The organism is Terriglobus sp. ADX1 (assembly GCF_036877645.1).
In the GTDB taxonomy this organism is placed as follows: Bacteria; Acidobacteriota; Terriglobia; order Terriglobales; family Acidobacteriaceae; genus Terriglobus.
The window spans coordinates 1-21,199 of the sequence record NZ_JAEDXV010000035.1 but is presented as its reverse complement, the minus strand read 5'-3'; the positions used below and the strand labels follow the sequence as shown (position 1 = coordinate 21,199).

Genomic DNA, 21,199 nt, shown 5'->3' with positions numbered 1-21,199 from the left:
AACGTAGCATACGTGTGGCCTAACGTCAGCGAACCAGAAGCCGGTGGTTAGGCATGTTGAGCCGGGCTTCAGGTTGTAAATTTATCTCCACCAAAAGGTTGACACGTTAAGAAAAGGGCACTTAGTATGGGCACCTCACACGAGCGGACCCATCGTCGGTTCTCTCTCTGCAAGACTTTTGATTTGCCCTGAAGGGGGTTTTCGGATGGCTTTTGCGCACAGAATACTTAGCGGAATTCGACACTTTCATCTAACCGCTCCTGTCGCCGGCATGGTGTTGATGCTTGCTGTGGGGCCAGCCCATGCACAGGTTGACCAAGGCGCCATCACGGGCGTAGTACAGGATTCCACCGGCGCGGCGATACCGAACGCTCAGGTGAAATTGCTCAACACGGATCAGGGAATCAGCCTTGAATCCCGAACGGGCGATAGCGGCATTTATACCTTTTCGCCGGTTCGTATTGGGCATTACACCATCACTGTTTCAGCGCCGGGTTTTTCTGCGACAACACAGGAGAACCTGACCGTTACGGTCGGTTTGAACCTGAAAGTAAACATCGCTCTCAAAACAGGTTCCACTTCCGACACAGTGACCGTTTCTACGGCGCCTCCGCAACTGCAGGCGGACGAAGCCTCCGTTGGCCAGATCGTGGACCAGCACACCATCAACTCTCTTCCACTCAACGGTCGTAATTTCACCTTTCTGGCTCAGTTGAGTGCGGGCGTCAATAGCTCTCAGGCAGATACACGCGGTAACGCCGCTTCTGGTGCGTTTACTGCAAACGGCCTGCAACCGGCGCAGAACAACTATCTGCTTGACGGAATCGATAACAATTCCAACGCTGCTGACTTTCTGAACGGTACGAATTTCGTCATCCTGCCACCGGTGGATGCTATTCAGGAGTTCAAGGTACAAACGGCAGATTTCAGTGCGGAGCTTGGTCGCTCGGCCGGTGCCGTACTGAACGCCACCATCAAGTCAGGTACAAATTCGTTACACGGCGCAGTCTGGGAATTCTTCCGCAATGACAAGCTGGATGCGGCGGACTGGTTTGAAAACAACAATGGCCGCCCAAAGGGAAGACTTCGGCAGAATCAGTTTGGCGCCTCTATCGGCGGGCCAATCTTTAAGAACAAGGCCTTCTTCTTCGGCGATTACGAGGGTCTTCGGCGTGTGCAGGGAACGGTGCTGCCCGGCTCAGTTCCCACCCTGCTGGAACGCAACAGTGGCTACACGAACCTTACGGACATGATCACGTTGCAGACGGGTGGAAACCGCACGGATGCACTGGGACGCAGCATTCCTTTCGGAACCATCATGGATCCGGCAACCACCAGGGCCGTGACCGCAGGTGTTGTCGATCCTGTCTCCGGAAGAGCAGCAACCACTACTGGCTTCGCTCGCGATCCGTTCGGCACCTGCGCGCCAAGTACCCCGGCGTTCACATTGGCCGCATGTAACCTAAACCAGCTTCCTGCCGGTCGCATTGATCCGAACGCCGTCAAGTTGTTGAATCTTTACCCCAGCCCAACCTCATCGGGATATTCGAACAACTACGCCAACAGCCCGAAGCTGTATGAGCACCGCAATGCTTTCGACGTGCGGTTGGACTACAACCCGGAGGACAAGGATCAGATCTTCGGTCGATTCAGCTACGTGGACGATCCTCAGTTCGTACCGAGTATCTTCGGCGGAATCGCAGACGGCGGAGCCTTCCAGCAGGGCATTCAGACCGCACAGTCGCAGCAGGCGGTACTTGCCTATACGCACGTATTCACGCCAAGCACCATCAATGTGGCTCGTGTCGGCTTCAACCACCTGCACACCACGCGCTCCGGGCCAAACAGCAGCGTGAGCGGCATTCCTGCGCAGTTCGGTATCCAGGGTATTCCGCAGGGTGGTCTTAACGGCGGTCTACCTGCCATCTATATCTCTGGCCTCAGCAACCTAGGCACCAGCGATTATCTGCCCTCCGATGAAGTCAGCCAGACATTCCAGTTTGTCGACGACTTCACCAAGGTGTATGGCAAGAACAGCTTCAAGGCTGGTTTCGAATACCAGAATGTGCACTTCAACACTCTGCAGCCACCATTCGGCAAGGGAGAGTTCAGCTTTACCGGCAACTTCACCGGCGTGCCCAATCAGGCGGGTGATTTGACGGGCCGCGCTGCGTTCCTGCTGACACCTGCGGCTGCCACGGTTCCCAATGGGATTGGCTATGTCGGAGGCGCCAACCAGGTAGAAGCGTCGGCTATCAGCAAGACCTATGACGCACGCGGTTACTATGCCGCTTACCTTCAGGACGACATCAAGGTTACTCCGTCGTTCACACTGAACATCGGACTGCGTTGGGACTACTTCACACCGATCGCAGAGACGAATGGCGCACAGGCGAACTTCGTACAGGGTGGTCCGCCGAATGGCACACCAACCTATATTGTTCCCGCCAGCGGCAAGGCGCCTCGGCAGTTCTCATCCACGGCCAACAATCCGTCTCTGAACGGTGCGGGCTTCCTGGATTTGCTGGCAAAGGATGGTATCAACCTTCTGGTGACGGATCAGTACGGCAAGGGAGTGCTCCAAACCCAGAAGACCAACTTTGCGCCGCGCTTTGGGTTTGCCTGGACGGCAACTCCCAAGCTTGTGATTCGCTCAGGCGTCGGACTGTTCTTCAACGCGTTTGAGAATGCAGGGTACGGACCAAACATTGGACGTAACTACCCGTTCTCCTACTCCTACAACTTCCAAAACAACGGATCGGACTCGGCCCCGTTCGGCACGGGAGCAAACCCATACGGAACGTGCGCGACGGCTGGACCAGGCGGAAGCGCGACCATGGAGTCTGGTCTTACATGTGCGTCGTTTACGCCTTTGGCGGTGCGTGCGTCCGGTATCGGACTATCGGGACTGCAGTTTGATTTCAAAACGCCCAATACCATCAGCAGCAACCTCAGCATCCAGTACGCGCTCACCAATAACATGTCGTTTACAGCGGCTTACGTGTACACGCATGCCAGCCATCTGCAGGCAAGCATCGGAAACAATCGCGTGTCGCAGCTGATTCCTAATGGCACACCGCTGGTGCGTAACGTCAATCAGCCAGACACTCCGACGAACCATAACTACATCCCGTTTCCGGATTTCGCGACCAATGGCAGTTATCAGCGGACGCTGGGCGCGAGTGTGTACAACGGATTGCAGACCAAGCTCGAGCAAAGGCTCGCGTATGGTTTCACCTATCTGTTGACCTACACATATTCCAAAACGATGACGAACTCCGGGGACCTTCTGAACGGAGGCAGCGTGAGCGGCTTCCGGGCACCTTACATCCCTGGATTCGGTACGGCTGCGGACTGGAGCCTGGCGGCATTCGATATCCGCAACGTGTTCCACGGCAGCGGTGGTTATGAACTGCCCTTCGGTAAAAATAAGAAGTTCTTCGCTAACTCCGGCAAGGCGGCCAATGCGGTTCTCGGCGACTGGAGCGTGCAATACATCGTTACGCTTCAGAATGGTCAGCCAGTTACCATCGGCTGCCCGACTGCGGTCACGGCGGGCTCAAGCTGCTATTCAGTCCTTGCTCCGGGACAGGATCAAAAGAGAGGTATACGCAGGGTTGTCGCCGGTAACACTTCAAACCTGTACTGGTTTAACAACCCGGCCGCCTTCCAGCAGCCGTGCCCTTACACCTTCAATGGACCTACACCGACCATTGCGAATTGCCAGATGCTAACAGGTACGCAGGCACTTGGCGCAACCTCTGCTACGACCTACGGACCTCCGTTCAAGCGGTTTGATTTCTCGGTGTTCAAGAACTTCAAATTCAATGAGCGGGTGTCGATGCAGTTCCGCTCTGAGTTCTTCAACATCCTGAACCATCCGAACTTCAACGCACCGGGTTTCGGCGGAAATGGCGTAGTTGCTATTGGCAACTCTCTTAACTTCAACGACACGACGAACTTTGGACGAATCGGTTCAACGCGCGACGCTCCGAACGATCCGCGTCAGATCCAGTTCGCTCTCAAGCTGTATTACTAATCAGCAGCCTGGAGCTTCAGGATTGACCGAACGGTCAGTTCTGAAGCTCCGGGCCTAACTGTTTCACCCAGCTTACTTAGCTTCGTGAAGGAAATGGCTATTCACGGTCGTTCATCTTTTGACCTCTTCGATCCACGCCTCTTGAGCCTCAACAGGCGTGAGTTTCTTCGCGATATTGCCGGCATGGCGCTTGGATCGGCTTTAGTTAGTGGCAGCCCTTTTCTGCATGGTCAGACGATTCGCCAGAAGCGCAAGGTGATCGTGGTGACGTTTGGAGGAGGAGCGCGGGATCAGGAAACGTTTGCGCCCGAGGGCCAGGCGAACATTCCTCACCTGCTGCAGGAACTGGCACCTCAGTCCAGCTTCTTCACGCACATGACGAACCAGGGCATCCTGGGCCATTACGTCGCAACGGCTAGTCTGATCACAGGCGTCTATGAGACGTTTAATAACTTTTCTGCCGTTCCACCGGCAAACCCTACCGCCTTTGAATATTTCCGCAAGGACCTACGAAGGCCGGCATCAAATACGTGGGTCGTTGCCCCCAGCAATGGGTTCAACCGCATTGGTGAAAGCGACTATCGCTCCTATGGTCCGGGCTTTGGGGCAGGTGTCATCCTTCCCAAGCACTTGTTGAGTGCAGCTACTCGCGGAAAAGTCGACAACCTGGACCATATTCTGCGCGATAACTACGAGACTCCACTTTTCACACCAGTGCTGGGAGGCGGGGAAGTTGAACTACAGCAGCTTGAGAATGTCCTGAAGCTGTCCGTGGAAGACTTCATGTCGCATGCGCGGACATTATCGAGTCCAGACGAACTGTCGCTCTACGTTGTGAAGCAATTGATGCGCCAGCAGTCGCCCAGCTTTCTGTGGCTCACGATGCATGACATTGATGTCGCGCATACCGGGGCGTATTCGCTGTATGTTGAGGCGATCCAGCGTACGGACCGGCTGTGTGCAGATCTCTGGAAAGCTGTTCAAAACGACCCGGAGTATGCGGGAAACACCACAATGTTTATCCTTCCGGATTTTGGACGGGACGCCGACTTCGTAGCGGGCGGGAATGGATTTCAGCACCACAGAACGGGTGATCCGGCCTCTCGGACCACCTGGATGATGGCCCTTGGGGCTGGCGTTCGCCAGGGCGTGGTCTACGATCGCGCCGTGCAGTCGATTGATCTGGTTCCCACGTTGGGCTCTCTCATGGGCTTTACCGCAGGCCGCGCACAAGGGGCACCGATTCGAGAGTTGCTTTAGCCATGCTACCCACGTCACTGGTTGCCGGTAACTTTTCGCAGTATCAGCCCGAAGCGCGTGCCATCGCCGTGTCGCATCTGGAACAGTTCCGGCGTATGCCGTTGAGCTTTCTTCCCAGCCTGCTTCAAGAATTAATTGAGTACGACCACAATTTCCCCGCAGAGCGCAATGCTTTGGACCGTGAATTGAATTACCTGAGCAATCTTTCGCCGACGCAGCAGGAGCGGGTGTTTAAAGAGTTTGCACAGATTCGAGTGTCTGAGGAGCAAAGCAAGCTGGATTGGGTCAATCAACCCCTTACGTTCACTGAGGCCTTCTCCGCTAACTTATGGAGCACCCATCAGATGATCGCTTTCCAAAAAGCCGCCGCCACATACAGCGAGGGTTTACACGCGGCTATCCCGGCCCCATTACCGGCTGTACCCAGGTTGGGGATCGCGGTTATCGGTGCGGGGGTAGATTCTTACTCCAACACTCTTTTTGCACAGTTGCGACCGCACGGCACCTACTTCAGCAATATTCAGCCCGAAGGTGGCATGGAAAAGCTGTTGGCGGCAACAGTATCCCGCGCTGAAACCCACCCTATTCCTTATGGGCATTGGTACGTCGATGGCGGTAAAACAGCCGCTACCAATCCATCGCTCGCCTGTGTGTCTTACGCTTCACTCCTGCCGGCGCGCAGAGCTCTGCTGGACAAAATTCAGAACGAAGTAAGCAAGCCCGGTACCGGGCCGGAAAGCCTTCGGAACTACATAGCGCACCTGCAGCCAGAACAGTTGGGACTTGGCGGAGGAACACTGGATCGCTTCCAGATGAAGCTGTTGACGGACGGTTCCGGCACACAGATATTCAGCACCACCTTTGCTCAATGGACGACGCGCGAGGTGCTGCGCCGAGCCGAAGCGATTACTTTGCTGGTGCGATTCGCGCCGAGACAACGGCAAAGACCTATGAATGAGTTGCTTTCGAATCACCAGAGCGACGTTGAACTTGATCCGGTTGGCTCGCTGATCGATGCTGACATGGCCGCATACTACCAGTGGATCAATCAACAGCGGTTGCCCGGACACGACCAATCAGTGTTCCTCGTTTGGTTCGAAGGCCACAACCAGGCGCTCGCAATTGGTCCTACGCTTCCGCGCGGAGTCGAGTCTAAATCTGCGCTTGACCTAAGATCCTTGCTGTCTGTTGCCATGGGCGCCTAAGCTTTCTCAGGAGCAAACCAGAGCTGGTTATATTGGGGCTGCAGCGGGCGACATACTGCATGGCCTTGGTGTTTCCGATAGTGCTCTTTGACTAAGGATAGCCATGCAGGCGCGTTTTGATCTTATGGTGTGACCCGTAGAAGAACCACACCGTGGACAGGTATAGCTGCCTGATACGTAGCGCCGTTTATGGTGACTGGTTCGTGTTTCCAGAGATCACGCACTTTGAATCCGGGACGAGCGGAGATAGCGCTCCAGTCCAGGTTGATGGATGCCGGTGCATTTCCACGATTGAAGAGTCCCACGATAGTCGATCCATCTGCCATGAGACGGGTGAGTACTTCCACAGTTCCTTGCTTCGCTTGACGTTGCACGGGATGCACAGCGGGATCTTGGTCGATCGCGATGACATCTCCGTTCATAAGGATCGATTTTGTTTCTTCAGACATGTTGCTCAGATCATTGCCTGCGATAAGCGGCGCTGACAGAAGTGACCAAAGGCTCATGTGAGTGCGGTACTCGTCCGCGCTCATGCCTCCGTTGCCCACTTCAAGCATGTCAGGGTCGTTCCAGCGGCCGGGTTGGTTGTAGGATGCTATGTCGATCTGCGAGAAACCGATCCTATCCATGGATTCCCATTGATCGCGAATGTCCCCTGTGGTTCGCCACAGGTTTCCACCGGCTTTGTAGCCCCACTTCCACGGATCATTTTCGCCATACTGGCAAAGGCTGAAGACGATTGGCCGGCCAGTGCTCTGAAGCGCCTCTCCCATTTTCTGATAGAGGGCCTGATGTATCTCCGACGTGGATTTGTAGATATTGCGAGCGCTGCAAAGATCGTACTTCAGGTAATCGATACCCCAGGACGCGTACGTCTTGGCGTCCTGAGCTTCATGTCCGAAACTGCCCGTATAACCGGCACAGTTCTTGGGTCCTGGCGATGAGTAGATTCCAAGCTTCAAACCTTTGGAATGGACATAGTCAGCAAGTGCCTTCATGTCGTGAAACTTTTGGTTTAACTGGATGTTGCCGTTAGCATCACGGCCACCTTCCCAGGTGTCATCAATGTTCACGTAAATGTAGCCCATCTTGCTCATGCCGGTGGATACAAGTGCGTCCGCAGCAGCACGTACATCTGCTTCCGTGACGCGACCTGCGAACTTGTTCCAGGAGTTCCATCCCATTGGCGGCGTACGTACCAGGCCGTTGTCCGGCAGGTCGCGCAGTGCGGGAAGTGGGAGCGGCGCCGGGGGCATGGCTGCCTCACGCGTGCTGCGCACCGCTTCGCCGGTCATGGTCTGGCCGCGAAACCCGGTGGAAGTGAGCGTCATGGTTTCACCATGCAGCGCGCCGTCATATACCGTGGGCCGCCCGCCAAAGCCGCCGGGAGCCGAATTGGGCGGCGGAGGTGGTGGAACTGTAGCGAAGTGAACCTTGCCTGCCTCTACGCTGCCCTGCATGGGAATGCCATTCGGGTCGCGACCGTACCACTTGCCCGTCAGGCTATTGCCATTCTGAATTAGTTCAAAGAAGGTTTCACGGAAGGTGCCATCGCCATTCGGGACGCGGAGATCCCAATAGCCTGTCAGATTTCCCTGTGCATGGGCAGCGGCAGCCGTAAGCAGCACTCCAGCGGCGAAACGCACAAACCCACGGCCCATCAGGACGCGAACGCTCATCATCATGACCTCGAAATAGAAAGCCGCAGCGCTGTCTCACGACGGTCGCATGGCCCACTAATGTAACTGAAGGTGATTGATAAAAAGCAAGCGCCCAATGCATGAATGCAAACGGGGGGCGAGAGATGACGTCTTGTTCCTACGGGGCGTCCGGTCAAGATCAACTGGATGCCGAAGGTAGATACTCCTTGCTCATCTCCACATATCCCTCGCGTGCAGTTTTCTTGCCGCGTTCCAGATAAAGAGCTTCATCGCGGGGCTGCCACGTGTCTAGCCCGTCGACGTAGCGGTTGTACATGCAAAAGGCTGCGGCGATGAGTATTGTGTCGTGGATCTCTACGTCGGTCGCGCCTTGTGCACGGGCGGCAGCGATGTCGGTGGAGGTAACGTTTTTACCGCCGCTCTGCACTCTGGCTGCGATAACAAGAAGTGTCTTAAGCTTCTCTGAAATCTCTGCAGACATAAAATCTTCCTTCACGCGCTTGACCAGATCGTAGCGATCGCCCAGGCACGCTGCCGCGATAGCCCCGTGCACGGTTTGGCAGAAGTAGCAGTCATTCAGATAGGAGACATACGTGGCAATCAGCTCGCGATCAGCCTGAGGCAGGGAGTTTGGCGCGTGCAGCAATACCTCCACCAGTTCATTCAGGGGCTTTGCTGTTTCAGGCCGAAACGCCATGGCGCTGCGGATACCCTGTAAGCCTTCAGGAAGTTGAATATGTGGCATCGATCTCTCCCGGTTACTTGGTTGCGACAAAGCATAAACCTGTATCGAACGAAGACGATAGATCTAACCGCATATCCAACTTTAGGTTGAAGACAAAATCGGGTCCCACTAACTACTATTCGCGTGGATCAGCAAACAACTTTGAATTGCCCGCACAAGGACATTAGAACGAATGCCTGATCCACGCACATATGAAATAAGTGACGAACGCTCGATTCGTTATCCTGGCTGGGGCATAGTGGCAGCGGCGTTCGTGGGTGTGATGACGAGTTTCTCGCCTATCGTTCCTTATACCTTCAGCCTCTTTTTAAATCCCCTGCATACCGCCTTTGGCTGGAAGCGTGAAGCGCTGGATGGCTCGTTTGCCATAGCCGCCATGACAGTAGCCGCGGTCTCTCCATTCCTCGGAATGCTGCTCGATCGTTTTCCGCCACGCCGCGTCATCCTTCCTTCCATTCTTGTATTCGCGTTGGCGTTGGCGTCCCTCAGTCGCTTGAATGGCGATATTCACCGCTTTTACCTTACGTTTTTCGTTCTTGGGTTAGTCGCAAACGGTACCGCGCAGTTTGCTTATGCGCGAACGACACTTACGTGGTTTCAGAAACGACGCGGCCTGGCGCTCGCGTTGATTCTGACCGGCAGCGGCGTTGGGTCAATACTGATACCGCCTTTGACGCAGTGGACAATCACACATCAAGGTTGGCGAAGCGCTTACATCCTTCTTGGTGATATTGCCCTGGTTGGCCTGCCGCTTACTGCCTTGGTGGTCCGGAATCGTCCAATCCCCGTTCTCGATCAAGACATCTCGACAGCCGCCGGCATGTCCGTCAAGGCATCCCTGGCGAGCACAGCGTTCTGGGTACTTTGTGGGATCACAGTTCTATCTGCCTTCAGTGAGAATGGACTTGTCACCAATCTTGCTGCAATCCTTACAGGCCACGGAATTAGCTCAGAAAGCGCGGCGCTCGCTCTATCTGCGCGAGGCGGAGCGGGCATTTTAGGCAGACTGTGTGTCGGTCTTCTGATCGACCGCTATTCGCCGCAGCGCATCCAGACAATCATCCTGTTGCTCTCTGCGCTGGGAACACTGGTACTCGCGTTTGCCGGCTCCTCCATCATGGCGTTGCTCGGAGCGACATTGCTAGGAGTGGGCCTGGGGAGCGAAGCGGATGTGCTTCCGTATCTGCTTGCGCACTACTTCGGTCGCAAGCATTTCTCAGTGTTGTACGGCCTCACCTGGACGGCCTATGCAGTAGGTGGCGGCATAGGGCCCATTTTTATTGGTCATCTGTATGACACTGCCGGTTTCTACCATTCGCGCTTTATCGTCTACCTGGCGGGAGTTGCTGCCGCCGCCGCGGCTATGAGCCTGGCACTTCGAAGCGAACGCAGCAGAACCCTACATGCTTCTAACCTGCATTTTGCAACGCCTGATTTATCGGAGGAGTAACTATGCCGCACATCGATTTGCCCGAAGGTATGCCCGGAATTACTGCCGGATTCAGCTTCCGCCCTGAGACTGCCAAGCCTATGCGCGAACTCGCTCATGTGCTTCTGCACACATCGGGCAACGACGGCTTAAGTTCTGCCGACCGCGAACTTATCGCATCGTTCGTCTCGTCACGCAACGATTGTTTCTTTTGCAAGACAAGCCACGGCGCAGCGGCGGCGCACCTTCACGAGGGTGGGGAGCGTGTCGTCGATGCGGTGTGTGCAGAGTACGCCTCAGCACCCATCTCAGATAAGCTCAAGGCTCTCCTTGCCATCGCCGAGGCAGTTCAGATCGACGGGAAACGCGTCACAAAGGAACTGGTCGACAAAGCGAAAGAAGAAGGCGCTACGGACACCGATGTTCATGACACGGTCTTGATCGCCGCCGCTTTCTGCATGTACAACCGCTACGTTGACGGCCTGGGCACTTGGCAGCCGCGGGATATCTCTGCCTACGCGGAAATGGGAAAACGCATGGCAGAATGGGGCTACTCCGGCGAACCTGAACCTCAGAAATGAGGATTGGAGCGATGCCGTGCAATCGCGTAATCGTGTGTCACCGCTTCGTCCATTATCGTGTTCCCGGAATACGCGCAGGAAACGAGCTTCGACAAGCAGGGAGGCTACTCAAAGACCAAGTTACGTACTCACGATTGTTGGTTCGGATGTTCCTGCAAACGAGGCAGCAGCGCGTTTCCTCACGGGGGATGAACTGCCGCAAGAACTGCAATTCATCCTGAAGAAGCAGAATCTGCGCAGCTTTGAGCTGCTGTTGCGGGGCCACCATCTTCATGGTGAATCCAACGACAGGCTGGCGGTTTGGCGGTTGTTGTTTGTTGCGTCACGGATCGCTAACAGGGAAGCGCATGGAACGGCGATACCCGCAACGTAATCACACCATAACCTTCATAAGCATTTGGATCAACTCCTTCGGCGACATGACGGTTAGAAGTAGAGACGCCATTGGTAACAGTGACATGACAATCAGTTTGATGAGATCTTTCGGCGCAACCGGAAGCGGTTTCATGTCTTGGATGATCTGGAAGCTATTGCCTAAGTCTGCAAGGGATTGGATGTCTGCAGAGCCAAGCAGCATTTCATGTCCCGGATTATCACCCTTGATCCACCGCCTTTGAAATGAACCTGTGTAGACGGTAGCGAGTGCGCCGTATTGATGAAGGCTCTGACGTTTTGTCGCCAGTAGCTTCGGAGTGAAAACCATCAGTGGCAGAGCCGCAAATAGAAGGCAGGAAATCGCATAGGCAACAATGGCGGGTGCAAGGTGCTGCAGCTGTATCCCTCCGTAGAACACTTCATTCGCAAGTACTCCTGTGATGCCGCAGGAATAAGCGAAGAAGGTCAATCCAAAGAAGCGTTGCGCTTCGCCCACGAACCCTAATCCGCCGGCCGCATCTGGATGAGTGCCAAAAAGCTTGAGGTCAAAGTTGCTAACGCGTTTCAGAAAGCGAAACCAGAGGAAGATGCGCCATATCCAACGCAAGATGAGGAACTGCATTAAGGGAACGCAGATTAGCAACTGCCACCAACCGGCTCCTGTAAGGCCATAACTGCTGTCAGGCCTTGCAGTGGAATACCACGTGGCTGTATGGACCGCCAGCGTGCGGTAGGTCATAAACGTGAAGCTGTAGGAGAGAATCGCAATTACGATTTCAGCAATGACTGAGTCACGAAGACGTAGGCCATCTTCAACTGCGGCATCGAACTGTTTGTAGTCCTTGGGGGTAACTATGCCGGAAAGCAGGAATTGCTCAGCGGCCTCGGCGATTCGGGGTTCCACTACGAGTTCAATGAGAAGCAATAAAGGAATGCACACAAGGAACCGACTATAGGCGCTGAAGTCGTGCAGAAACGGAATCTTCACGCCAGCGAACGCAGTGCCTTGCAAAAGGGTAAAGACAAGTAGAGGGAGCCAAGTAAGACAAACGGCCGCAAGAGCGCGGCGTTTTGTGAGCAGAGCGTTGGTATGCACTAACCCGATACGTTGCTCAATCCGATAAAGCGGCCCCCCTTCCATCAGAAGGAAAGGGCGCGATTTATGTGTGTGATCCGGATCAGGTATCGCATTCAAGTCCGGAATCATGTTGCTCTCTGCTTCCACGGCTCCCCCCTGTTTGTTCTGCGCTTATATACCCATCATTTGCTGTACTGCCCGATCATTCTTAACAGCGTGAACGAGGGCAGCGTGATCAAGCACTGTCTGATCGCCATAGGCTTCGGCAAAAGTGGCAAGCGCATCATCCAGAACGCCGGAGTTGCCACAATAACCGGAAAGCAATGCTGCGTCGGTAGTACGCGCGTGGGCGCGAGCAAGGATTGCGCCGCATGCCCAAACGTAGAAGTAAAAGGCATCTCCTGAAAGCCACTCGATAGGGATCGAGCCCTTCATGTTTTTCATCTGACGGACGAAAAAAGGTCGGCCGTCGATTTGAGTCCAGCCAAGCATGACGTCAGTGGATGCCTGAAGTGCGCGTTGTCCTGTGACGATGCGTTCTCCTTCGTGAGAAATCAGAACGTGCCCGCGGCGTTCAATATAAGGTGCCAGCGCCGGGACGATAGCTTCCTTTACTTGCAGGAAGAGTGGATCACTATCCGCATTGCCGAAGAGCATGGCCAAATAAGCTCTAGTTCCAACACTGCCGACTCCAACGACGCGATGAGCAACGTCGGCGATTCTGTAGCGCGAAAGCATGAATCTTCGTTCAAGATTCAAAGTGTCGGCGTATTCGATCAGTGCTTTCTCAACGGAGTCGCGGATGGTTGAGTCGACCCGAGTCAATATCGGAGGTTCTTCTCGGAACCGCCAGTGTCCGCTGACCTTTTCGGCCACCTTGTTGAGGAACGTTTCATTGGTCTGACGCTCTGCTTTAGCCGTTGCCTTGGACCAGACCGCTCTTGATTTTGGATCGACTTTTGCCAGTGGATTATCGCGGCCGGGATATGCATGGAGATACCACGTTTCCAAAACGCCGAGTTTCTGGAGGCGATTGAGATTCTCGCGATAGCCACGCACGGTGCGATGGACTGCCGCGGCTCGCTCACGAACGTTGAGACCGTTTTCTCGTGCGGCTAAATTAACACTCGCAACAAGACGCTTCAGATCCCATTCCCAAGGCCCGATCACAGCTTCGTCGAAATCGTTGAGGTCGAAGATAATGTCGCGCTGCGGTGTGCCATACAAACCAAAGTTGTTGATGTGCGCATCGCCATCAATCACGGCCATTACTCCCGTGACATCCGTAGGAGCAAGATCTGCAGACATGACAGCAGCAGCTCCACGGTAAAACGCGAAGGGAGAAGCAGCCATTCGAGCCAAACGCAAAGGGACATACTTTTCCTGACGCCCTTTGTTGCCTTCCATCACAATCTCAACGGCGCCTGGGAAATTTGACGGACGAGACCAGTTGGCATGCATCTCGCGTGGCGACTTCTCGCGGAGAGCCTTACCTTCAGATCGACGTTCTTCAAAAGGGCGATACCCCTCAAACGTGATCAGTGGTTCAGGAGCAACCACCTTTGCCTTCTTTGGCGAAGCTGCGGGAGAGGGAGCAGATCGTGAAGACTTTTTTGCTGGAACTGTTTTCAACTTTGCCATTTGGTACCTCAGCATGATGTGAATTGGCCATCCATACGTACTGAGCCAATCACTCTACTCGGTTCTCACTGAGGCGTCTACGCGAATTTCTACCAGTACCTGTGCTTTCGGCGTCCATAGCGCCATCGCCTGTGTCTGAAGTGCGCAGTCGATTTCCGGCACTTTGGAAGCACGGGGAAATGTACTTGCGAACGACTTGGAATGCGATAGTCGCTCAATTTTCGAGAGACAAGGACTCTGCCTGTCAGCAGGAACTCGTCGCGGCAGCTGTGACTCTTAGGGGAAGCAATGAGCGGCATCTTCGACGGCTTGGACAGCGTATTCCCGACTCCATTGGTGTTCCAATCTGATGCACGCAGATAACAGATGGCCTCCGCTTTACGCGGAGGACATCTGTTATGCGAATGCGCGATGTTCGGGCTTGTACGGGCGGAAGAGAACTCATGCGTTTTGAGCTGAGTCCTGGCGTCCATAGGCCAGATAGAAGCCAGCGGGCACCAGGAAGATTGTTAACAACACAGAGAGTGTCAATCCTCCGATGAGCGCCTGAGCAAGTGGAGCATACGACTCGCTGCCTTCGCCCAGCTTCAGCGCCATGGGAAGAAGTCCAATGAGTGTGGCAAGGGAAGTCATCAAGATGGGGCGCAAACGCACTCGGCAGGAGAGAGTAATAGCTTCTTTAACCTGCATCCCTTGTGAACGTAGGTGATGTGCAAATTCCACGATCAGGATGCTGTTGGAGAGAGCAATACCAGCAAGCATGACTACACCCATCAGCGACATGACATTTAGAGTTGTGCCCCAAAGCAGCAGGGCAAAAATGACGCCAGTAATTCCTGGAGGCAATGCCAACAGGATGATGAACGGATCCAGAAACGAACGGAATTGCGCAACGAGAATCAGGTAAAGAAGAACCACGGATAACGTCAGTCCGATTGCAAAGCTGCGGAACGACGCATTCATCGAGGTGACACTACCTGCAAGCGTTACGTTGATGCCTCGCGGCGGATTCGCCTGATCTACGATCTTCTGAATTGCTGTTGTGATCTTGCCGAGATCTTCTTCCTGTGGACGCACATAGATATCCAGATTGCGGCGAATCTGTGTGTGATCCAACTCTGTGGGCGCATTGAACTGTTCGATCTTTGCCACCATATCGAGACGTGTCGGTTGAGAGATATTTGTGCCATGCAGAGGAATTGCCTTCAGATCCTCAAGCGATTTGATCTGGCCTTCCTTGTACATCACTGTTAGGAAGTAGTTGTTGCCACTATTGGGATCGATCCAGATAGAAGGTGCAATCATCTGGTTCGATGTCAGAGCAGTGATGATGTTGGAGACGACTTCTTTTTCTGTCAGGCCAAGCTCACTGGCGCGCGTGCGGTCCACGGAGATGCGCAGTGAGGGGTAATCAATATCCTGCGGAATATATACGTCAGCAACGCCATGTACCTGACGGATCTGTGACGCCAGCTTCTGCGCAAGACCAAAATCAGCAGTGACGTCGTTGCCAGTGATGCGGACATCAATAGGCGCGGGAGAACCCATATTCAGCACGCCATCCACCAGGCTTCCCGAGGAATAGAAGGTCTGAACTTCAGGGATTTCCTTTGCAATAGCCGCTTTTACCTCGTCGATATAGCGGAAGCTGCTGACCTTGTGGCTGTCGGCAAGAGCGACCTGCGTGAATCCCGTATGCATTGCTGCATTTGGAGAGAAGAGAGCGGAGAATCCCGGATCAACGCCGATATTCGTGACGACCATGCCGAGATCATGTTTCGAAACGATGCGTCGAACAATTGCCTCGATGCGCGCCGCTTCTTCTTCCGTCGCTTCCAGCTTTGTTCCAGAGGAAGCCTTGAAGCTGATGACAAACTGGCCGGCATCCGTACGGGGGAAGAAAGAGAGTCCCATGAAGGGGAAGAGGCAGAGCGACACAAGCAGCAACAGGCCGGAGGCGACCAAGGTTTGCCATGGACGTTCCAGAACCCATGCGACAAGCCGATCATAGCGATGCAGCAGCGCGTCGAATCCGCGCGCAAAAGCAGCGTTGAACCTCGCCCAGACCCCGTGATGCGTGCTCTTTTCATCGGGAGTAATCTCTGCTTCGAATTCTGATGACTCGTGGATCACATCACCATGCGGGCTCTTGATGAAACGTGCACAGAAGAGAGGAACCACGGTCAACGCTACGAAATACGAAGCGAAAAGCGAGATGACAACTGCGAGTGCGAGTGCCGAGAAGAGAAATTTGCTGACACCGTACAGCATAGTGACGGGGAAGAAGACTACAACCGTGGTGAGCGTGCCTGCCAACACGGGAAGAGCAACTTCTTTGCCACCGTTTTCCGCTGCAACTTCAGGTGACTCACCTTCTTCAAGATGGCGGAAGATGTTCTCCAGCACGACGACGGAGTTATCAATCAAACGGGAAAGTGCAAGCGCAAGACCGCCAAGCACCATGCTATTGACCGAACTGCCAGTCATCTTGAGTACAAAGAATGTCGTAAGAAGCGATAGCGGAACAGAAAAGAAAACCGCAACTGTTGCGCGCAGGCTTCCCAGGAAGATGAGAATCATCAGACAGGTAAGGAAGAGCCCCACACCACCTTCGTGGACCAGCGTTTCGATAGCCGTTTTCACGAAGCGAGACTGATCGAACTCAACGTCTGTCTTAAGGGAAGCCGGAACGTCCACCAGCTTCTTCAGCGTGTCTTTCACGCCATTGACAATGGCGATGGTGTTGGAGTCGCCACCCTGCTTGAAGATGGGAAGATAGACACCACGTTGCCCATTCACGCGAACGATGTTGTATTGCAGACCGAATGAGTCTTGCGGCGTTGCCACATCACCCACTCGAACAGGTGCCTGGCCCACCATTTTCAGCGGAACCTGCGCGATGTCAGAGGCACCCTTCAGCATGGAGTTGGTGTAGATGTTGTAGTCATAGCGGCCGATCTGAACGTCACCAGCAGGCAGAATGACGTTGGACTCGTTTACAGAACGCACCACGTCCATGGGGCTGAGCTGATTGGCTTCCAGCTTGTACGGATCTGCATACAGCATGATCTGTCGCCAGCGCCCACCAAATGGCTGCGTTACCGATGCACCGGCGACGCTTGCCAATTGGTTACGTACGAAATTCTGCCCCACATCTTTCAGCTTGCTCTCGTTCAGTCCGGAGCCGCTGAGCGTAACCAGGGCAACCGGTGTGCTGGCAGCATCCTGCTTCAGAACGATGGGGGGATAGGTTCCCGGCGGCATATCGCGAAGATCACTGCTTGCAAGCGAGGAGATGCTTGCCGCGTCCGCATCAGGATCTGTACCCGCGCGGAAATACACCTTAATGAGAGACACGCCGGGAAGGGAACGTGACTCCATGTGATCGATGCCTGAGGCGAGTGTGAACTGACGCTCCAGGTGATAAGTAATGTTGGCCTCAATCTGCTGCGGTGGCATGCCGGAATAGAACGTGGCTACGGCCACAACAGGCAAGTTCACCGCTGGAAACATGTCTACGGGCATGTCACCAATGCTGACGGCGCCAAGGATCATCATCACAAGGCACAGCACCACGATGAGGTAAGGATTGCGGATGGAAAAGGATGACATCGGCTTTCGCTCGCCCTCTCTGTTAGCTGCCCTTGGTTTCATAAGCAGCGGGTTGTGCATCCACACGCTGACCATCCGAGATTCCTGTATGCCGTCCTACGATGACCTTGTCACCTTTATCGAGTCCGGAAAGAATCTCCACGCGATTTGCTGTCTGCAAGCCCACCTGGACCGTGACGAGATGCACAATACCGTCGCGCACTACATAGGCCTGCTGAACGCTGGTTCCTAGTCCATCCACTGCATCAAGCGGCACACTCAATGCAGCAGGACGATTTGCGAGATGGAGATGTACTTCTGCATACATGCCTGGGACCAGGGAACCATCAGGGTTTGGTACATCCACTTCGGTGTCCATGGTTCGTGTCGCAGTCTGTACTGAGTCGGCGTAGCGAGTGACTTTGCCTTGCAGCTTGCGACCGGTGCTTGTGACTTCCACGTCGACTGTTTGTCCATTGCGGATTTCAGCAACAGCATTGACCGGAACAGGAAGAACGAGCCTCAGCAAGTTGTTCTCCACAAGCCGCACAACAGGCATCGCCTGCGTCTGCGAAGAGATGCCTGCCTGAATCATGGAGCCAGTGTTGGCATAACGCTTGGTAACAACGCCAGTAAATGGTGCACGGATCGTCGCATATTGAAGCATCGCTTGTGCGCGTGAATATTCCGATTGTGCTTGTACTCTGCTCTGTTCTGCTGCTTTCAGCGAGGAGTTTGCACTTGCAAGTTGCGCTGCAGCCTCTAATTGCTTTGCCTGTGCAACATCAATTTCCTGCCGTGGCACTAGGCCCTGATCGCGCCTGGCAACATCGCTGATGCGCTTGAACGAAAGCGTTGCGATATTCGAGTTTGCTTCTGCACGTTGTACGGCTGCTTGTGCTGTGATGATGTTTGCATCGGCGGCAGATACGCCTGCCTTTGCCTTGGCAACGTCATCCTGAATTTCAGGTACTTCCAGAGTGGCAAGGACGGCGTTCTGCGCGACGTGGCTTCCTATATCGACGTTGATCGCTCTTACGTAACCCGCGATCTTTGCCATCACGTCCACTTCCTGAAAAGGACGAAATTCTGCGGAAAGCACCAGGTTGTTTTCCAGGCTGGCCGGCGCGGCGATGGCGACAGGGACAACAGGAGTTACCGCTGTAGGTGCAGGTGCCGATTTGCAACCTTGCATCGTTGCCAGCGTGGCCAAGGCAGCCCCAATCAAGCTACTTTTGTTTTTCACGATAGTCGCCCTCTTAGTTCAGAAGTCCTGCTGCAAAATCAAGCTCAGCGTGCCGCGACAGATAGGTATATGTCGCATCGGCGGCACTGATTTCGGCGGAAGTTTCATTCAGTTGTGCTTCGTTCAACTCGACAATGCTGCCCAGGCCAGCGTCATAACGGTCCTTCGCGAGTCGCAATGCTTCTTTGCTTTGCTGCACAAGTCGTGCTGTAACGTCGAGACTGCGATAGGCTTCGTCAGCGCGATACCATGCATCACGCACCTGTTCATTCACTTGCAATCGAAGAGCCTCTGTATCGCGCGTGCGGGCGGTGGCTTCCAGTTGTGCTTCGGCGCGCCGTGCTGCAAACAGCCCGCCATTAAATACGGGAATATTGAGGTTGAAGCCGGCGGCAGCATAGCTGTCATGCAATGTGTGATCGTGATACGGAACTTGTCCGGCCGCTCCCAGAACATTCAGCGTTGGGTAGCTAAGACGCTTTTCCGATTGTGCAAACTGTTCTGCTGCTAATTGCTGTGCGTGTGCGGCACTCAGATCTGCGCGTTGTGTTGTCGCCTGTTGGAGCAGGTCTTCCGGTGTTGGGGGAAGTGCATCCGGAGCGGTAGGCTCACTCAATGCCGCATGGATGACTTGTGGTTCTCCCATTGCAGTTGCAAGCCGTGAACGTTCCTGAGAAACAGCGCTCTGAGCGCGGACGACTGCCAGTTCGGCTTCGCTTTCCAGAACTTTTGCGAAGTTAACGTCCAATGTGGAACGAAGTTCGCTTTGTGCGAGTGCTTCCAACTGTCGAGAGATAAGTTGGCGGTTTTGTTGTGCGGCCTGAGCAGCTCTGAGGACAGCTTCGGCACCAAGTACGCCATAGTAGGCTTCCCGGACATTGAGGCGAACCTGTGCCCGCGTTAAGGTTGCCAGGTCGCTCTGTGCGGCAGATTGATAACCCGTTGAACGGATCAGTGCGCTGGTGCGGCCGAAATCTGTAACCAGCTGCGAAAGATTGCCACCGTACGCAAAGCGATCTGAAACGGCAGATGTAGTGATATTGCCTGCTGCGGTAGAGCTTCCGGTATCGGCTACTAACGCGCCTGTTGCATTGAATGCAATGGTGGGCTGCAGTCCGGAACGCGCTTCACGGATACGCTGTGAGGAAGCTCTTGCGCGAAGTTGCGCGGCGAGTAGACGAGGCTGATTCGCCACTGCAATGCTCTCTGCCTGCGACAGACTCAGCGGTCCCTGAGAGGAGGACACCGCAGTGGTTTGAGCGCATATGGAAACCGGCAGAAAAAGGAGGCAGCTTGTTGCAAGTAAATTTCGAAAGGACATCTGTCGTTACCGGCCTCCGCGGGATGAAAATGAGGCAGCGTTGGCCGCTCCAGGCGGATGAACGACCAAAGTTATGGAGATTTGGCGCATGGACGCGGATGCTCCGGAGCAGATGTGCTCAACCGGAGTGGACCACTATCTTCCCTTACAAAGCCTGACAACTTTCTGACATTTCAAAATGGCACTTGTGTCCGTGTTCCACGTTGCGGAATGATATGAAAGAGGGCAGGGAATGGCGCAGTCATCTTCGAAAATCCTGATTATTGAAGACGATCGAAAGATGTCAGATGCCCTTGTCGCGGGTATTCAGGCAGATGGCTATGAGGTGGTTGCCGCAGGTTCCGCGGAGGAGGGCTTTTTCCTAGTTCACAGCGAACGGCCTGATTTGCTTCTATTGGATCTGACACTTCCGCAGCGTAACGGTCTGGATATTCTTCGCCAGCTTCGCAAAGATGGAACGGACCTGCGGGTTTTGATCCTCACTTCGCACAATACGGTGGAAGACCGTGTGGCGGGCTTGAATACCGGTGCAGACGACTATCTCGGAAAACCGTTTTCTTTTCCTGAGCTACTCGCCCGCATCGACGCTTTGCTGCGACGGTTTCTTCCTTCGAAAGAAACCTCGACTCTCTCTATTGGCGACCTCTGCCTGGATCGCAAAGCGCGAACCGCATCGCGTGGTGGCGATGTTCTTGATTTAACCGCGCGCGAGTTTGATCTGTTGCTATATCTTGCTGAGAATCGAGGACGCACTGTGTCGCGCGAAATGCTGGCTCGGGATGTGTGGAGAGAGATGTCGCGCTTCACACCAATCGATAATGTGATCGATGTGCAGATTGCACGGTTGCGTCGTAAGGTGGACGATCCGTTTTCCGTGAAGCTGCTGCAGACAATTCGGGGATTAGGATTCAGCCTCAGGGAGCCTCTGCCCTGATGCGATGGCTGCCGTCTAACCTTCGATCCAGACTGACGTTCTGGTATGTCGGTGTTTTGGCAGTGCTTCTTGTCGTGTATGCAGCGCTTGTCT

Annotated in this window: 13 protein-coding genes; 6 read left to right on the top strand and 7 right to left on the bottom strand. The window is 54.4% G+C overall.

The window, feature by feature from the left end:
* The first annotated feature begins 205 nt into the window (after positions 1–205).
* The 3 genes from JAO32_RS17590 to JAO32_RS17580 all read left to right on the top strand — a co-directional run bounded on the left by JAO32_RS17590 (position 206) and on the right by JAO32_RS17580 (position 6,504).
* On the top strand, positions 206–4,039 hold the full coding sequence (locus JAO32_RS17590) for a TonB-dependent receptor (RefSeq protein WP_334242812.1): 3,834 nt from the start codon (positions 206–208) through the stop codon (positions 4,037–4,039).
* 93 nt (positions 4,040–4,132) lie between these two features.
* Positions 4,133–5,299 (top strand): hypothetical protein, encoded by a 1,167-nt coding sequence (locus JAO32_RS17585; protein WP_334242810.1) that lies wholly within the window; start codon positions 4,133–4,135, stop codon positions 5,297–5,299.
* Positions 5,300–5,367: 68 nt separating this feature from the next.
* Positions 5,368–6,504 carry a hypothetical protein gene (locus tag JAO32_RS17580; RefSeq protein ID WP_334242807.1) on the top strand — a complete coding sequence of 379 codons (1,137 nt, stop codon included), beginning with the start codon at positions 5,368–5,370 and terminating at the stop codon, positions 6,502–6,504.
* 122 nt (positions 6,505–6,626) lie between these two features.
* On the opposite strand, the gene JAO32_RS17575 is transcribed toward JAO32_RS17580, so the two are convergent.
* Entirely contained in the window at positions 6,627–8,189 is a 1,563-nt protein-coding gene (locus JAO32_RS17575) for a glycoside hydrolase family 27 protein (protein WP_334242806.1), read from the bottom strand.
* Positions 8,190–8,343: 154 nt separating this feature from the next.
* Entirely contained in the window at positions 8,344–8,910 is a 567-nt protein-coding gene (locus JAO32_RS17570) for a carboxymuconolactone decarboxylase family protein (protein ID WP_334242804.1), read from the bottom strand.
* A gap of 172 nt (positions 8,911–9,082) precedes the next feature.
* Here JAO32_RS17570 and JAO32_RS17565 point away from each other — a divergent pair, with 172 nt between their 5' ends.
* Both JAO32_RS17565 and JAO32_RS17560 read left to right on the top strand, forming a co-directional pair.
* A complete protein-coding gene (locus JAO32_RS17565; protein ID WP_334242802.1) occupies positions 9,083–10,360 on the top strand; it encodes an MFS transporter in 1,278 nt (425 codons plus the stop codon).
* A gap of 2 nt (positions 10,361–10,362) precedes the next feature.
* Complete coding sequence (locus tag JAO32_RS17560; RefSeq protein ID WP_334242801.1) at positions 10,363–10,920, top strand: carboxymuconolactone decarboxylase family protein; 558 nt, start codon at positions 10,363–10,365, stop codon at positions 10,918–10,920.
* A gap of 373 nt (positions 10,921–11,293) precedes the next feature.
* Here the strand turns inward: JAO32_RS17560 and JAO32_RS17555 are convergent, their stop codons facing one another.
* From JAO32_RS17555 to JAO32_RS17535, 5 genes are all read right to left on the bottom strand, one after another.
* Entirely contained in the window at positions 11,294–12,502 is a 1,209-nt protein-coding gene (locus tag JAO32_RS17555; RefSeq protein WP_334242800.1) for a hypothetical protein, read from the bottom strand.
* Positions 12,503–12,544: 42 nt separating this feature from the next.
* Positions 12,545–13,933 (bottom strand): DUF2252 domain-containing protein, encoded by a 1,389-nt coding sequence (locus JAO32_RS17550; RefSeq protein WP_334242798.1) that lies wholly within the window; start codon positions 13,931–13,933, stop codon positions 12,545–12,547.
* Between the two features lie 522 nt (positions 13,934–14,455).
* Positions 14,456–17,626, bottom strand: a complete 3,171-nt coding sequence (locus JAO32_RS17545; protein WP_334242796.1) for an efflux RND transporter permease subunit — start codon at positions 17,624–17,626, stop codon at positions 14,456–14,458.
* Positions 17,627–17,648: 22 nt separating this feature from the next.
* Positions 17,649–18,851 (bottom strand): efflux RND transporter periplasmic adaptor subunit, encoded by a 1,203-nt coding sequence (locus JAO32_RS17540; protein WP_334242795.1) that lies wholly within the window; start codon positions 18,849–18,851, stop codon positions 17,649–17,651.
* A gap of 13 nt (positions 18,852–18,864) precedes the next feature.
* Positions 18,865–20,097 (bottom strand): TolC family protein, encoded by a 1,233-nt coding sequence (locus tag JAO32_RS17535; RefSeq protein ID WP_334242793.1) that lies wholly within the window; start codon positions 20,095–20,097, stop codon positions 18,865–18,867.
* A 307-nt stretch (positions 20,098–20,404) separates the two neighbouring features.
* On the opposite strand from JAO32_RS17535, the gene JAO32_RS17530 reads away from it, so the two are divergent.
* Complete coding sequence (locus JAO32_RS17530) at positions 20,405–21,106, top strand: response regulator transcription factor (RefSeq protein WP_334242791.1); 702 nt, start codon at positions 20,405–20,407, stop codon at positions 21,104–21,106.
* The last annotated feature ends 93 nt before the right edge of the window (positions 21,107–21,199 follow it).